General features: G+C 34.2%; 12 protein-coding genes. 7 read left to right on the top strand and 5 right to left on the bottom strand.

The genetic code is table 11. The features are described from left to right. The 6 genes from SUDEN_RS06535 to SUDEN_RS06510 all read left to right on the top strand — a co-directional run bounded on the left by SUDEN_RS06535 (nucleotide 1) and on the right by SUDEN_RS06510 (nucleotide 7,036). On the top strand, nucleotides 1–837 hold the full coding sequence (locus SUDEN_RS06535) for a tyrosine-type recombinase/integrase (protein WP_011372877.1): 837 nt from the start codon (nucleotides 1–3) through the stop codon (nucleotides 835–837). A 269-nt stretch (nucleotides 838–1,106) separates the two neighbouring features. After that, on the top strand, nucleotides 1,107–1,616 hold the full coding sequence (locus tag SUDEN_RS06530; RefSeq protein WP_011372876.1) for a hypothetical protein: 510 nt from the start codon (nucleotides 1,107–1,109) through the stop codon (nucleotides 1,614–1,616). Between the two features lie 2 nt (nucleotides 1,617–1,618). Then, the gene (locus SUDEN_RS06525; protein WP_041672266.1) at nucleotides 1,619–2,332 is read left to right on the top strand and encodes a sulfite exporter TauE/SafE family protein; all 714 of its coding nucleotides are present in this window, start codon (nucleotides 1,619–1,621) and stop codon (nucleotides 2,330–2,332) included. A 112-nt stretch (nucleotides 2,333–2,444) separates the two neighbouring features. After that, complete coding sequence (gene polA / locus SUDEN_RS06520; RefSeq protein WP_011372874.1) at nucleotides 2,445–5,153, top strand: DNA polymerase I; 2,709 nt, start codon at nucleotides 2,445–2,447, stop codon at nucleotides 5,151–5,153. Between the two features lie 4 nt (nucleotides 5,154–5,157). Continuing rightward, nucleotides 5,158–6,369 carry a PAS domain-containing sensor histidine kinase gene (locus SUDEN_RS06515; RefSeq protein ID WP_011372873.1) on the top strand — a complete coding sequence of 404 codons (1,212 nt, stop codon included), beginning with the start codon at nucleotides 5,158–5,160 and terminating at the stop codon, nucleotides 6,367–6,369. Beyond that, complete coding sequence (locus tag SUDEN_RS06510; protein ID WP_188085133.1) at nucleotides 6,359–7,036, top strand: response regulator transcription factor; 678 nt, start codon at nucleotides 6,359–6,361, stop codon at nucleotides 7,034–7,036. Before SUDEN_RS06515 ends, SUDEN_RS06510 begins: the two co-directional genes overlap by 11 nt. Here SUDEN_RS06510 and SUDEN_RS06505 read toward each other — a convergent pair. The 4 genes from SUDEN_RS06505 to SUDEN_RS06490 are packed head-to-tail and all read right to left on the bottom strand — an operon-like array spanning nucleotide 7,023 to nucleotide 11,699. Further along, nucleotides 7,023–8,726, bottom strand: a complete 1,704-nt coding sequence (locus SUDEN_RS06505; protein ID WP_011372871.1) for a ferredoxin--nitrite reductase — start codon at nucleotides 8,724–8,726, stop codon at nucleotides 7,023–7,025. The two genes, SUDEN_RS06510 and SUDEN_RS06505, sit on opposite strands and share 14 nt — an antisense overlap. A 45-nt stretch (nucleotides 8,727–8,771) precedes the next feature. Further along, the gene (locus tag SUDEN_RS06500) at nucleotides 8,772–9,473 is read right to left on the bottom strand and encodes an anaerobic ribonucleoside-triphosphate reductase activating protein (protein ID WP_041672265.1); all 702 of its coding nucleotides are present in this window, start codon (nucleotides 9,471–9,473) and stop codon (nucleotides 8,772–8,774) included. Beyond that, nucleotides 9,436–9,588 (bottom strand): anaerobic ribonucleoside-triphosphate reductase, encoded by a 153-nt coding sequence (gene nrdD / locus SUDEN_RS11580; protein ID WP_041672264.1) that lies wholly within the window; start codon nucleotides 9,586–9,588, stop codon nucleotides 9,436–9,438. Before nrdD ends, SUDEN_RS06500 begins: the two co-directional genes overlap by 38 nt. A gap of 14 nt (nucleotides 9,589–9,602) precedes the next feature. Then, a complete protein-coding gene (locus SUDEN_RS06490) occupies nucleotides 9,603–11,699 on the bottom strand; it encodes a ribonucleoside triphosphate reductase (protein ID WP_011372869.1) in 2,097 nt (698 codons plus the stop codon). A 175-nt stretch (nucleotides 11,700–11,874) separates the two neighbouring features. Here SUDEN_RS06490 and SUDEN_RS06485 point away from each other — a divergent pair, with 175 nt between their 5' ends. Beyond that, nucleotides 11,875–12,426, top strand: a complete 552-nt coding sequence (locus SUDEN_RS06485; protein WP_011372868.1) for a thiamine phosphate synthase — start codon at nucleotides 11,875–11,877, stop codon at nucleotides 12,424–12,426. Here the strand turns inward: SUDEN_RS06485 and SUDEN_RS06480 are convergent. Beyond that, a complete protein-coding gene (locus tag SUDEN_RS06480) occupies nucleotides 12,419–13,657 on the bottom strand; it encodes an NAD(P)/FAD-dependent oxidoreductase (RefSeq protein ID WP_011372867.1) in 1,239 nt (412 codons plus the stop codon). The genes SUDEN_RS06485 and SUDEN_RS06480 overlap by 8 nt on opposite strands. Nucleotides 13,658–13,678 lie beyond the last annotated feature (21 nt).

The following is a 13,678-nucleotide window of genomic DNA, read 5'->3' as shown; positions in this document are numbered from 1 at the left end:
ATGTCAAACGAATTAGAGGCTTTTATAGAGTATATAAGCGTTATAAAAGCTCTTAGTAGAAAAAGTGTAGATGCTTACACTTGTGATTTAAAACAGATAGAATTAGCTCTAAATAAACCCTTAATCTCTCTGGATTCAAAAACTCTTTTTAATCTTCTGAGTGAATACAAAAATAAGAGAACACTAAATAGAAAGCTATCTTCAGTAAATGCTTTTTTTGATTTTTGCTATAAAAATCAGTTCGTAGATGAAAAGAAAAAAGTTAAGTTTTCAAAAATTCCAAAACTTCTTCCAAAATTTCTTTCATATCAGCAGATACAAAATGCTTTATCTCAGGTTGATAGAAGCTCTGTATTGGGACTTAGAGACTATGCTATGATAATCTTTTTATATGCAACTGGAGCAAGGATAAGTGAGTGTTTGGCGCTAAGAAGAGAAGACATTGAGGGTGAGTGGTTACACATTAGACATGCAAAAGGTGAGAAAGAGCGCATAGTTCCAATAGCCTTTGTAGCCAAGACGGCTGTTGATGCTTATATGAATGAGCTAAAAAAGACAAAAGAGTATGTTTGGTCTAACTACAAAGGTGAGAAATTAAGTCGAATTTCTGCGTATAAAATAACACAGAAATATTTAGGAGTCTCCCCTCATGTTCTTAGGCACTCATACGCCACAGCACTAATCGCTGGTGGGGCAGATTTAAGAGTTGTGCAAGAGTTGCTTGGCCACTCCTCACTTCTAACAACACAGATATATACGCATATACAAAAGCAGGATTTAAAAGAGACATTGGAAGTTTGCCATCCAATGGCAAAAGAGCACTTATGGGTAGAGTAAAAAACAGCTTTATCTCTAAAGCTTTTTAAAAATCACTTCTTTATATAAACTAAGATGAGCCAAAAAGCGCTTTAGCTGTTTTTTAATTTATGATGAGAGAAGAAGAGTTGCCTAATACTAATGTAATGCTTAGTTGTGTAAAATATTATTGTTATATTTGATATATAAAAAATTTGAAAAAAGTAGATATTTATTATATTTATATTTGAAAAACCAAATATAAAACATATTAAATTTGATTACTCATATATACTAAAGGTTTTAAAAAAATGAAAAAAATATTGCCGTTTCTTTTTCTTGCTCTTTTTGTTCTATCTCTTGTTGGAGCTTTTATATTTCTGGCAACTTCCAAAAAAATGATTGTTGTTCAAGAGGGTAACTTTGAACAAAAACCAATTGAGATGAGAGCAGGGCTCTATCAAGATAGCGATTGTGGAATGGTTATTGATGATTTAAAAGATGCTTCGCAGATAATAAGTAAAGATGGTAAGAGTTGGTTCTTTCATGACCATGGTGGATTTATTCGATGGTTAGAAGATAAAAATATAAAGGATGATGTTAAAATTTGGGTTATTAGCAGAGATACAAAAAAATGGATTGATGCAAAAGATGCTTTTTACTCATTAAGAGATGAGACTGCTATGGGATATGGCTTCGGTGCTTATGAGAATAACAGTGAGGGCTTTGTATCTTTTGATATAATGCGCCTTAGAATGCTAAGAGGAGAGACTCTGCGCAATCCATCAATCAGTAAAAAACTTTTAAATAAAGAGAATTAGAGTTGGAAACAGTAAACATAATAACTATAATGACCATAGCTTTTTTAGGCTCTTTTGGGCACTGTATAGGAATGTGTGGCGGTATAGTCTTGGCTTATTCCTCTATAAAAATTGAACCAGAGAGCTCAAAAATTTCTCAAAGTGTTGCTCATCTTCTCTACTCTTTAGGGAGGGTTTTTACATACTCAATTCTTGGTGCTATCTTTGGAGCTATAGGTGGAGTAATTATATTTAGTAACAGTGCTAATGGAGTACTTCTTATAGTCGCTGGAGTTGCTATGGTCTTAGCAGGGCTATCTCTTATGGGTAAAATAAAGTTTTTAACGCTTATAGAACACTCATTTTCATCTTCATCCGCATATAAAAATTTATTTAAAAAAGTGTTAAATTCAAAATCTAATTTTAGTTTTTTTACTCTTGGGATGTTAAACGGTCTTCTACCGTGTGGGTTTGTATATTTTTTCGCAATAACAGCGGCAAGCACTGCTAGTCCTCTCTATGGTGCTTTTGTAATGATGATATTTGGGCTTAGCACAATTCCTGCTATGTTTGGGCTTGGTTTTTTAGCAACTCTCTCAAGGGCAACTAGCTTTAGAAATATGATGGTAAGCCTCTCCTCTTTTGCTGTAGTTTTGTATGGAGCATATACGATTTATAATGGTTATGACTATTTAGCAAGAGCCGATAAAACGCTTAGTGAGTGCCATAGCAAATAATTTTAATATACAACTGGCTATAATGATTTTAAAAAAGAGGTGCGAGCTTTGATAAGTTTTATGACAATAAAGAAAATGACTCCCATTAACAATTTAACAAAAGTATTTTAATATGAGTAAAACTGTAACTATTATTGATACATTTGGCTTTTTTTTCCGTAGCTTTTATGCTCTACCACAACATTTGAAAAATTCTCAAGGCTTTCCAACTGGGCTTTTGACTGGTTTTACAAATTTTATCTCAACTCTTCAAAAACAGCATGATAGTGATTATATTGTATTTGCGATAGACACAAAGGGAGATAGTTTTAGAAAAGAGATAGATCCAAATTATAAAGCAAATAGACAACCACCGCCACAAGAGCTTAGTATGCAGCTGCCCATTGCGATAGAGTGGATTGATAAAATGGGATATAAAACATTAGGATTTGATGGTTATGAGGCGGATGATGTTATAGCAACCGTTGTTCGCTTTGCAAAAGAGAAGAGCTACAATGTAAGAGTGGTGTCTCATGATAAAGACCTTTTTCAGCTTATTGATGATGGTAGAGTCGTTTTAGTTGATGCTATTAAAAAACAGGTTATGGATGAGGATGAATGTTTCAAAAAATATGGGATATCCCCAAAGCAGTTTATTGATTATCAATCCATACTGGGTGACTCTGCGGATAATATTCCTGGAGTTAAGGGGATAGGAAAAGTAGGTGCAGAGAAACTCTTAATTGAGTATGAAACTCTAGATAATATATATGCAAATATAGAAAATATAAAACCGCTTGGAATCCAAAAAAAACTCTTAGAGTTTAAAGAGCAGGCTTACATGTCAAAAAAACTTGTAACACTTAGTTGCAGTGTTTTTGAGAGTTTTGATTTTGAAGAGTTTAAAATGGATATAGAAAATCCTTTTTTAAATATCTATGATGAGCTTGTAAAATATGAGCAAAATGGCATTTTAAGGGCTCTCAACGCTAAGAATTTGGTACATGTAGAGGCTGTTAAAAAAGTTGAAGCGGAGGCTCAAACCAATAAAAAAGTAAATTTTAGAGCAGTACTTATAGATGATGCTAAAGAGCTTAAAAGAGTTTTATCAGAACTGCGAGATGATACGATAGTAGCTTTTGACACAGAGACGACTGGGCTTGATTATGAAAATGACTCTCTTGTAGGTTTTAGTTTCTGTTTTAATGAGGATGAAGCTTATTATGTTCCAATCGCACATTTTTATCTTGGAGTTGGAGAGCAGATCTCACAAGAGGATGCAAAAATTGCTATTAAAAAAATATTTAACTCTCGGGTTGTGGGGCACAATATAAAGTTTGACCTCCATTTTGTTATAAGATTTTTGGGTGAAGGCGAGCTTGATATATTTGCAGATTCTATGATTTTGGCTTGGCTTATAAACCCTGAGAGTGCTCTCTCGCTTGATAAACTCTCAGAAAAGCTCTTAGAACATAAGATGATTACGTTTAAAGAGAGTGTAAAAAAAGGTGAGACATTCGCAAGCGTAGCGCTTGAAGAAGCATGTAATTATGCAGCAGAAGATGCTTACATAACGCTAAGACTTTACTATCTTTTCTTAGAGATGTTAAAGGATCAAGGAGCAGAGCATCTCATAGAAGAGGCAAAAGAGGTTGAATTTCCTTTTATAAAAACGCTTTTAAAGATGGAGATGCATGGTATAGAGCTAAATAGCTTATTTTTAGAGCAGTTTTTAGCTGAAGCTAAAGACTCTTTGAGTGAATTAACAAAGAAGATATATGAGTTGGCATCTTTAGAGTTTAATATAAACTCAACGCAACAATTAGGAAATGTGCTTTTTGAACAATTGGGACTTCCTACCTCAAAAAAGACAAAAACAGGATACTCCACTGATGAAAAAGTTTTAAACTCTCTTTTGGGTGAACATGAGATTATTCCATATCTTTTGGAGTACAGAGAGGTTTATAAACTCTACTCAACATATATTGAGCCACTATTAAAACTTAGCCAGCAAGATAAAGAGAGTCGCATACACACCTCATTTGTTCAAACTGGTACTACAACAGGGAGATTGAGCTCTAAAAATCCGAATCTTCAAAATATACCTACAAGAACAGCTCTTGGTACAAAGATAAGAGAAGCCTTTGTTGCTCCAGAGGGTAAAAAACTCATAGGTATAGACTACTCACAAATTGAGCTTAGGCTTCTAGCTCATTTTACACAAGACAGGGTACTTGTTGAAGCATTTATGCAGGATAAAGATATACACATGCAAACGGCAATTGCCCTTTTTGGAGAAGAAGATGCTCCTCTTAAGAGAAATGTGGCTAAAACAGTGAATTTTGGACTTCTGTATGGAATGGGACAAAAAAAACTCTCTGAAACTTTAAAAATAACCACTGCTGAGGCTAAGGAGATTATAGAGAGATATTTTAGTAGTTTTCCGAGTGTAAAGTCATATTTTCGCTCTATTGTAGATTTTTCAAAAGAGGCTGGATATGTTGAGACGCTACTAAAGAGACGTAGATATTTTGATTATGAGAGCGCTTCACCAATGTTTAGAGCAGCTTATGAGAGAGAGGCAGTAAATAGCATCTTCCAAGGAAGTGCGAGTGACATTATAAAACTTAGTATGAATAAAATCCATAAACTCATAGAAGATGAGAAGTTAAATGCGAAGATGCTACTGCAGATTCACGATGAGCTTATATTTGAAGTAGATACATCTGAGGCAGAAATTTTGGGCGAAAAATTTAAAAATATCATGCAAAATATCATGCCTTTAAATATTCCACTAAAAGCTAGTATGAAAATTGGCGATAAGTGGAGCGAGTTAAAGTAACGACATGTTAAAGCAGTACAAAGAAGCTATTGAAAATAGCAATATTATCTCTAAAACGGATGTTGATGGTATCATCACTTTCGTAAATAGCGAATTTTGCAAAATTAGCGGATATACAAAAGAAGAACTGATAGGAAAAAATCACAATATTGTTCGTCATCCAGATGTGCATCCCTTTAAATTTGAGCTCCTTTGGCAAACAATATCACAAAAACGCGTATATAAAGATACGGTAAAAAACCTAGCAAAAGATGGCTCCACTTTTTATGTAAATACAACAATTATTCCAATTTTAGATGAAAATAAAAATATAGCAGAGTATGTAGCAATACGTTATGATGTAACCAAAGAGATTCTTCTAAGAGAGGAACTTCTTAAAAAAGAAGCAGAGTATGAAGAGTTAAACAGAAGCCTTGAGAAGAGAGTAGCAGAGCAGACAAAAGAGTTAAAAGAGCTAAATCAAACACTAGAAGAGCGTGTAAGAGAAGAGATAGAAAAAAATGAAGAGAAACAACGTGTTATGTTTTGGCAATCTCGCCATGCAAGCTTAGGACAGATGCTAGCAAATATTGCTCATCAGTGGAGACAACCTCTAACAGAGCTTAGCTTAGCGATGTTTAACATTAAAAAAGCTATGCAAAATGAAAATGGCGCCGAGGCTTCAAAGTTTTATAATGAGAGCAAACATATTATAAAAAATATGTCTCAGACGATTGATGATTTTACAAACTTTTTCTCTCCAGATAAAGAGCTACACTATTTTAATATCAAAGATAGTATTACAGAGGCAGTTTTACTTTTAGAAAATGTTCTAAGTGAGCAGATGATAAGTCTTAAAAAAGAGCTCATAGATATAAAAATACTTGGTATAACAAATGAGTTGACACAGGTTATAGTTAATCTGATAAACAACTCAAAAGATGCTTTTATACACAATGGTATTCTTCTTAGAGAGATTTCAATACGTATAAAGAAAAAAAGTGATTTTGCTCTTATTGAGTTTGAAGACAATGCAGGCGGAATAGCAAAAGAGAATATAGAAAAAATATTTGAGCCATACTTTACGACTAAGCATAAAAGCCGTGGAACGGGGCTGGGATTGTTTATGTCAAGGATGATTTGTGAGCAAGGACTTGGCGCCTCACTTGATGTAGTGAGCAAAAAACACACAACAATATTTAGTATAAAAATTCCATTGGATGAAGATGAAAAATAGAGTATTAAAAGATTTAAAAATTATTCTTGTCGAAGATGAAGAGAATCTGGCACGTCTGTTAAAAGAGGCGATAGGAGATAATTTTCATAGTTTTACAGTTGCAAAAGATGGTATTGAGGGGATAGAGTTTTTTAAAAAAATAAGACCTGATATCGTCATCACTGATATCATGATGCCAAACCTTGATGGACTAAAGATGGCAAAAGAGCTCAAGCGTATCAATCCAAATATTCCTATAATCATACTAAGTGCTTTTAGTGAAAAAGAGAAACTGCTTAGCGCCATAGATGTTGGAATAACAAAGTATTTTATAAAGCCTTTTGATGCAGAGGAGCTTTTAGAGTACATAAGCAGCATAACTTCAAGAATAGAAAACAAGATTCTAAAGCTGAGTGATTGCTACATTTTTAACAAAAACACAAGTTCTCTTTATAAAAATGAAAAATATATAGCTCTTAGTAAAAATGATATAAAGTTTCTATATCTTTTATTAGATTCTAAAAATAGAACAGTCGATGATATCTCTATAAAAGAGGCTCTTTGGGGAGGAGATGCGAGTGATGAGAGACTAAGAACTTTTATCAAGCGTTTTAGAGAAAAAACCTCTAAAATGCTTATAAAAAATATAAAAGGTTTTGGATATCAACTTCTTCTTAACGAAAATTAACTCTTTCTATCTTTGGCTTATAGTGAGGATCCTCGCCCTCAATAGTCCATAACTCTTTAGATAGATAGCTTATAGCATCGTGAAAATTTTCATCTACATGCTCCCAAAAATCAAGCTCGCCAAACTCTTTTTTTAGTAACTCTTTTTCATACTCATATGTTGTTGTAGAGTCTTGTTTGAGTAGTTCTATGCACTTATTTGTCTCTAAATTTGCTAAAAACCATAAAGATACAAACTCTTCAGAGTAGTTGTTCAATACCTTAGTAGCGAACTCTTCAAAATCACTACATGTACTAAGTTCAAAAAACTTAATTGCTAAAGAGATGACGCTCTCTAAGTGTATAAAAGGTACCATTGAGAAGAGTTGTCGACCAGCATAAGCTCCATCTGAGTGGCTAGCTCCTATGAAAATTCTAGCTCCACCATCAGTATTTCCAAAGTTGTTTGTTTTTAGCCCTATTAATCCAATGTCGGTATGTCTGTGTCTTCCGCAACCCTTAGCACAGCCAGAAAACCCGACTTGAATACCATGCTTATTTATCTTCTCTAAAGGCAGATATGAAGTCTCATCTTTTATGCTCCAAACAGCGTAAGGACAGAGATTTCCAGCGCATGCAACAATGGTGCTGCTTAGTGCTTGTGATTTTAGTGGAGTTGATGGCTCATTTAATCCGATAAGATAGATGTTTTGATCCATTCCAAGACGAATCTCAAGAGAGTTTACAGTAGCGTATGCAGCTATATTTTTTATCTCATCAGTTTTCAATCTTGAAAAATCTGTCTGATAGCAAAATCCATATTTTCCATTTTTAAGCTTATGGAACGCTTCAAACTTTGTTTTTTCTAATATTAACTCACCCGCAGTTTGAAAATCACTTTTATACTCTTGTTGGATAAAAGCCTTAAGTGCTTCCATCCCTATCTCTTCAATCATATGAAAAATTCTAGTTTTTGCTCTTGAAGAGCGAGAGCCATTAACGTAAAACGATTCAATAAATGCTTTGAAAAAACCCAACACTTCGGCTTCAAGTAAAAATATATCAGCACTTATGGCTACTTCAGTATTTTTGCCGCCCATATATACATTAAAGCCAAAGAGTCCATTTTTCTTGGCAAGTGCAAAATATATATCATTTGCAAAAAAAGAGCTTACGTTTGAGCGATTGCCTGAAATTCCAACAGAGATACGGCGAGGCAACATTCCAACATAGCGTGGATTTTCTATTATAAAGTTATGCATAGCCATAACTATAGGATATGTTTCTATCTCAGATGAGCTACCACAGCCATCATATGCGTCTGTAATGATATTTCTAACGTTATCACCAAAGCTTTGCCATGTAGATACGCCAAGAGCATTTATACGCTTGTGTATCTCTAAAACGTTATCTGCTTCTACGTTATGGAGCTGAATACCGCTTCTTGCAGTTAAGATGATAGTTAGATTATACTCATCAACAATATCTGCAATTTTTTGAAAATTCTCAGCACTAATTTTTCCACCAGGGATGCGAATACGCACTGTAAACTCATCTTCAAGGAAATTTGTATTAAATATCCCAAAATCTTGAAGATAAAATCTATCTATCTCTGTTAGACTCTCAAAATCAATATTTTCAAAATCTTTGTAATAGTCTATCGGCTTTAATTGAGCTTTGTATCGCTCTCTTTTATTAAGTTTATTTTCCATAGATGTATTCTATCAAATAATTAAAATAAACTCTATTGATATATGTCATCTAAAAACAATTTTAAGGTCACTTTGTAAAAGAGATTTATCAAAGCTCTTTTTCGCTCTTTTTAAATCGCCTATATTTGACTCTGTCTCTACAAACTCTTGAATATAGTACTCTTTTTTATACCCACGCTTAGTTAAATCATTTATAATCTCATTTATATCACTCTCAGATAACAAATCACTATGAAGTGTTGTTCTAGCCTCAAAGTCAATATTTTGTTCTATTAAAAAATCAAGAGTTTTGCTAAATTCATCAAATTTATTTGAGTGAGTTATTTGGGTAAATTTTGCCATTGGAGCTTTATAATCAAGTGCTACATAATCTAAGAGATTAAGTTTAATTAACTCTTCTACATGTAAGAAATTTGTGCCGTTAGTATCGAGCTTTATTTTAAATCCAAGTTCTTTTATCTTGAGGCAAAATGGAACCAAATTATAAGAAGAGGCTTCGCCGCCAGATAAAACAACTGCTTCAAGCAGATTTACTCTAGTTTTTAAAAAGTCAAGGATATCTTTATAGCTGTATTTGCCATCTTTGGCAAAAACTATATCTTTGTTGTAGCAGTAATCACATCTCATATTGCACCCACTAAACCACACTATACAAGATAGGTGGTCTGGGTAATCTAAGTGGGTGAATGACGTTAAGTCATATATTACACTAGCACTCAGTGAATTGTTTTCTCTGTTTGTGCTCACCAGTTTTTCCTACGTTAAAACTCTCTACGGGTCTGTGATAACCCATAACTCTTGTGTACACAGTACACTTTTGTCTTTTTTCATTCAACATAGCTAAAGCTTCATTTTTGCTCATTTTCCACCTCCTTTTTAAGATGCGATTGTAACATCGCTAAGTAACTCTTCATCACATTTTGGACAATACTCATGCTCACCTGCAATATATCCATGTTTTGGACATACGGAGAAGAGTGGAGTTACCGTAATGTAAGGAAGCCTAAAATTTGATATTACATTTTTAACTAATTTTCTACACGCTTCAGTTGAGCTGATTTTCTCTTGCATATAGAGGTGCAGAACTGTTCCGCCTGTATATTTGCACTGTAGGTCATCTTGTAGAGTTAACGCTTCAAAAGGGTCGTTTGTCAAATCAACTGGTATCTGAGATGAGTTTGTATAGTAGATATTATCACCCATTCCAGCTTGAAGTATTGAGTCGCCATAACGCTTTTTATCCTCTTTTGCAAATCTATAAGTTGTTCCCTCAGCAGGAGTTGCTTCAAGATTGTAAAGGTTTCCTGTTTCTTCTTGAAACTCAACCATTCTAGCTCTAATATACTCTAAAATCTCAATAGCGAAATCTTCGCCTCTTTTATCACTGATATCGTAAGCATCACTTGTAAAGTTTCTAATCATCTCATTTATACCATTTACACCGATAGTTGAGAAGTGGTTTCTAAATCCTGGCAGATAACGTTTAGTATATGGGTAAAGACCTCTATCATACATCTCTTGAATAAAAACTCTTTTTTTCTCAAGAGTAGATTTTGCATGTTCCATTAATTGATCAAGACGAGTATAAAGAGCCTCTTTGCTTCCTTTATATAAAAAGCCAAGTCTAGCCATATTTATAGTTACAACGCCTATACTTCCAGTCATTTCAGCACTTCCAAAAAGCCCACCACCACGCTTTAGAAGCTCACGTAAGTCTAGTTGTAGCCTACAACACATACTTCTTACATGCCCTGGTTTATAAGCCTCTTCATTTGGCACTAAATCTCCATTTACATCTCTTTTGTATTGAGAGCCAATGAAGTTTTGAAAATATGATGAACCAATCTTTGCAGTATTTTCAAAAAGTACATCTGTGTTTTCTCCATACCAATCAAAATCCTCCGTAATGTTAACAGTTGGAATAGGGAATGTGAATGGTTGCCCAGTTAAATCTCCCTCAGTCATAATCTCATAGTAAGCTCTATTTATCTGATTCATCTCTGGCTGGAAATTTTTGTATGTCATCTCTTGAAGTGACTTGACACCTCTTTGTAATGCCATTTCTTCTAGTTCACTATCTAACATACCTTTGAAAAGGTGTAGTTGTTTAGATGTTGGAATCTGGTCTTGTAAGTCAGAAGGTACAGTCCAATCGATAGTTATGTTTGTAAATGGCGACTGACCCCAACGTGCTGGTACATTTAAATTATATATAAAACTTCTTATAGCTTTTTTTACTTCATTATATGGCAGTTTGTCTTTAAATACATAAGGCGCTAAATACGTGTCAAATGAGCTAAATGCTTGTGCACCAGCCCATTCACTTTGAAGTATGCCTAAAAAATTTGCCATCTGTCCTAAAGCTTCTCTGAAGTGTCTTGGAGCGTCACTCTCAACTCTGCCTCTTACTCCATTAAAACCCTCATCAAGCAAAACACGCAGAGACCAACCAGCACAATATCCAGTTAAACAATCTAAATCGTGGATGTGATAATCACCATTGCGGTGAGCATAGCCTTCTTCTTTTGAGTAGATTTTATCCAACCAGTAGTTTGCTATTACTTTACCTGCTGTGTTGTTTACAAGTCCTGCATTTGAGTAGCCAGTGTTTGAGTTTGCTTTTATACGCCAGTCTGTTCCAAGTATGTACTCTTCAATAGTTTGAGTAGAGTTTATATATGTTGTATCTTCACTAAGAAGGCTGTCTCTTTGCATTTTATGAGTGTGGCGATAAATCATAAAAGAGCGCATAACATCAAAATATCTTGATTTATAAAGCTCTTTTTCAATTAAATCTTGAATATCTTCAACTGCGATAACTCTTTTATTTTTAAGCTCATCAAGTACATTAAAAAAGATTGAACTATCATAGATAATATTTTGAGATTTAAACGCTTTTTTGATAGCATCTTCAATTTTAAAAGATAAAAATTCTTTATGCGTACCATCTCTTTTTAAAATATTTTCAACCATGATTTTCTCCTATTGCCTATAATGAAAGTTTGACATTTTATACGATACGATGTTAAAAGTATCTAATGAAAAATGTCATATTGGCGTCACTAAAAGCTCTGTTAATTGCTGCGAGGTATAATTGGCTATTATGAATTTTTTAAAAAAATAGTAAATTTATACTAAAGTAGCAAAAATGCAAAAATATCTTATAACATCAGCACAGTTTTATACACAAAATAGTGATATTTTTTACCAAACTTTGTATAAACAGTTAAAAAAACAGAAGCCAGAATATGTACTTTTTCGTGACAAAACAGCTACTAATTATGAAGAGTTAGCCTCTGTTTTTACTCTTACATGTAAAGAAATTGGCGGTGTTAAATCATTTGTACATCAAGATATTTATCTAGCTAAGGCTCTTGGAGCAGACGGAGTTCATCTTACATCAAAGCAATTTTGTGAGATAGAGCTAGCAAAGAGTAAAAATCTTGAGGTGATAATCAGTACTCATTCGCATGAGGAAGTATTACAAGCTCAAAAATTAGGAGCTGATGCTGTTACATACAGCCCAATTTTTGCCTCACCAGATAAAGGAGAGCCAAAAGGAGTTAATGACTTGGAGGAGCTTTTGAGTAAGTGTAAAATAAAGGTTTTTGCACTTGGTGGCATTGTCACTAATGAGCATGTAGAGATGATTTCAAAAACTAAAGTTTATGGTTTTGCTTCAATTAGGTATTTCATTTAAGTTTTCCAGCTAAAAAGCCGCTTGAAAAACTCCACTGTAGGTTATAACCTCCACATGGTCCATCAAGATTCATAATCTCTCCACAAAAGTAAAGCCCATCTATAACTTTGCTCTGCATTGTTTTTGGCTCAATCTCTTTTAAGTCAACTCCTCCTCTTGTAATCATTGCCATTTTAAAGCCCTCATGCCCAACTATACTCAGCGGTGTCCATGCTAGAAGTTTGATAAGCTTTGCTCTGCACTCACCTGAAATTTTCCCATAAGTCAAGTCTGTCTTTATGCCAGAGAGTTCACACAACTCCGTTGATATTGGGGCTGGGAGTAGGGTGGTTAATAGTTCAAGGATACTAGCGCTTTGGTTTTTTGCTACCTCGTTTTTTATATGTTTTAAAAGCTGCTCCTCATTCATCCCTTTTGTAAGATTTAATAAAATTGGCACCTCTCCATACTTATCAAGCAGCGGAGTTAAATCCCTTGCAGCATCAAGAACAACAGGACCTCTAATGCCATTTTTTGTAAAAATTAAATCTCCAAACGCTTTTATTTTTGAGTGTTTTTTCATATCTACTCTAAGTTCAACTTTAGCGATTGTATCGGCACGACACTTCTCAACCCATTTTTCTCTGGTTTGAAGAGGCATCATAGCAGGATGTAGCTCTGTGATAAAATGTCCTACCTCTTTTGCCATCTCTAATCCATCGCCCTGTGCGCCAAGTGTTGGATATCCAAGTCCTCCTGTTGCAACTATGATATTTTTTGTATAAAATGTTTGAGTTTCACTTGAGGCACCAACTATTTTTCCTTCTACATGTAGAAGTTTTTTAACTCTTTGGGATTTTAATATCTCAACCCCAACTCTTTGCATCTCACTAAGAAGCGCTTCAATAATAGTAGATGAAGAGTGTGAAGAAGGAAAAACTCTAAAGCCATCAGGTGCGTGTGTTTCAACACCAATCTCTTTAAAAAAATTCATAAGTGATTTATGGTCAAATAGATTAAGTGCATCTTGCATAAAGCGTCCGTTTTTTCCAAACATCTGCATAAACTCTTCATTGTCAAGTGTGTTTGTGAGGTTACATCTTCCACCACCAGTTGCTTTTAATTTTGTACCAATTTGTGGGAGTTTCTCTAGGAGAAGAACACTTTTTTTATCTCTTGAGGCAGTTATGGCTGCTATCATTCCAGCAGCTCCGCCACCAACAACTATAAGGTCATATATTTTATTATTCATACGCTATTTTATTCTATTTTT

This window comes from Sulfurimonas denitrificans DSM 1251, from assembly GCF_000012965.1.
GTDB lineage: Bacteria > Campylobacterota > Campylobacteria > Campylobacterales > Sulfurimonadaceae > Sulfurimonas > Sulfurimonas denitrificans.
The sequence above is the reverse complement of the archived record's forward strand: the minus strand, read 5'-3'. Positions and strand labels throughout refer to the sequence as shown.

What these genes read in the sequence shown, in the direction of transcription:
- SUDEN_RS06510 (WP_188085133.1), top strand. Translation starts at nt 6,359, where the DNA reads ATGAAAAATAGAGTATTAAAAGATTTAAAAATTATTCTTGTCGAAGAT.
- SUDEN_RS06535 (WP_011372877.1), top strand. Translation starts at nt 1, where the DNA reads ATGTCAAACGAATTAGAGGCTTTTATAGAGTATATAAGCGTTATAAAA.
- SUDEN_RS06515 (WP_011372873.1), top strand. Translation starts at nt 5,158, where the DNA reads ATGTTAAAGCAGTACAAAGAAGCTATTGAAAATAGCAATATTATCTCT.
- polA (WP_011372874.1), top strand. Translation starts at nt 2,445, where the DNA reads ATGAGTAAAACTGTAACTATTATTGATACATTTGGCTTTTTTTTCCGT.
- SUDEN_RS06505 (WP_011372871.1), bottom strand. Translation starts at nt 8,726, where the DNA reads ATGGAAAATAAACTTAATAAAAGAGAGCGATACAAAGCTCAATTAAAG.
- SUDEN_RS06480 (WP_011372867.1), bottom strand. Translation starts at nt 13,657, where the DNA reads ATGAATAATAAAATATATGACCTTATAGTTGTTGGTGGCGGAGCTGCT.
- SUDEN_RS06485 (WP_011372868.1), top strand. Translation starts at nt 11,875, where the DNA reads ATGCAAAAATATCTTATAACATCAGCACAGTTTTATACACAAAATAGT.
- SUDEN_RS06490 (WP_011372869.1), bottom strand. Translation starts at nt 11,699, where the DNA reads ATGGTTGAAAATATTTTAAAAAGAGATGGTACGCATAAAGAATTTTTA.
- SUDEN_RS06530 (WP_011372876.1), top strand. Translation starts at nt 1,107, where the DNA reads ATGAAAAAAATATTGCCGTTTCTTTTTCTTGCTCTTTTTGTTCTATCT.
- nrdD (WP_041672264.1), bottom strand. Translation starts at nt 9,588, where the DNA reads ATGAGCAAAAATGAAGCTTTAGCTATGTTGAATGAAAAAAGACAAAAG.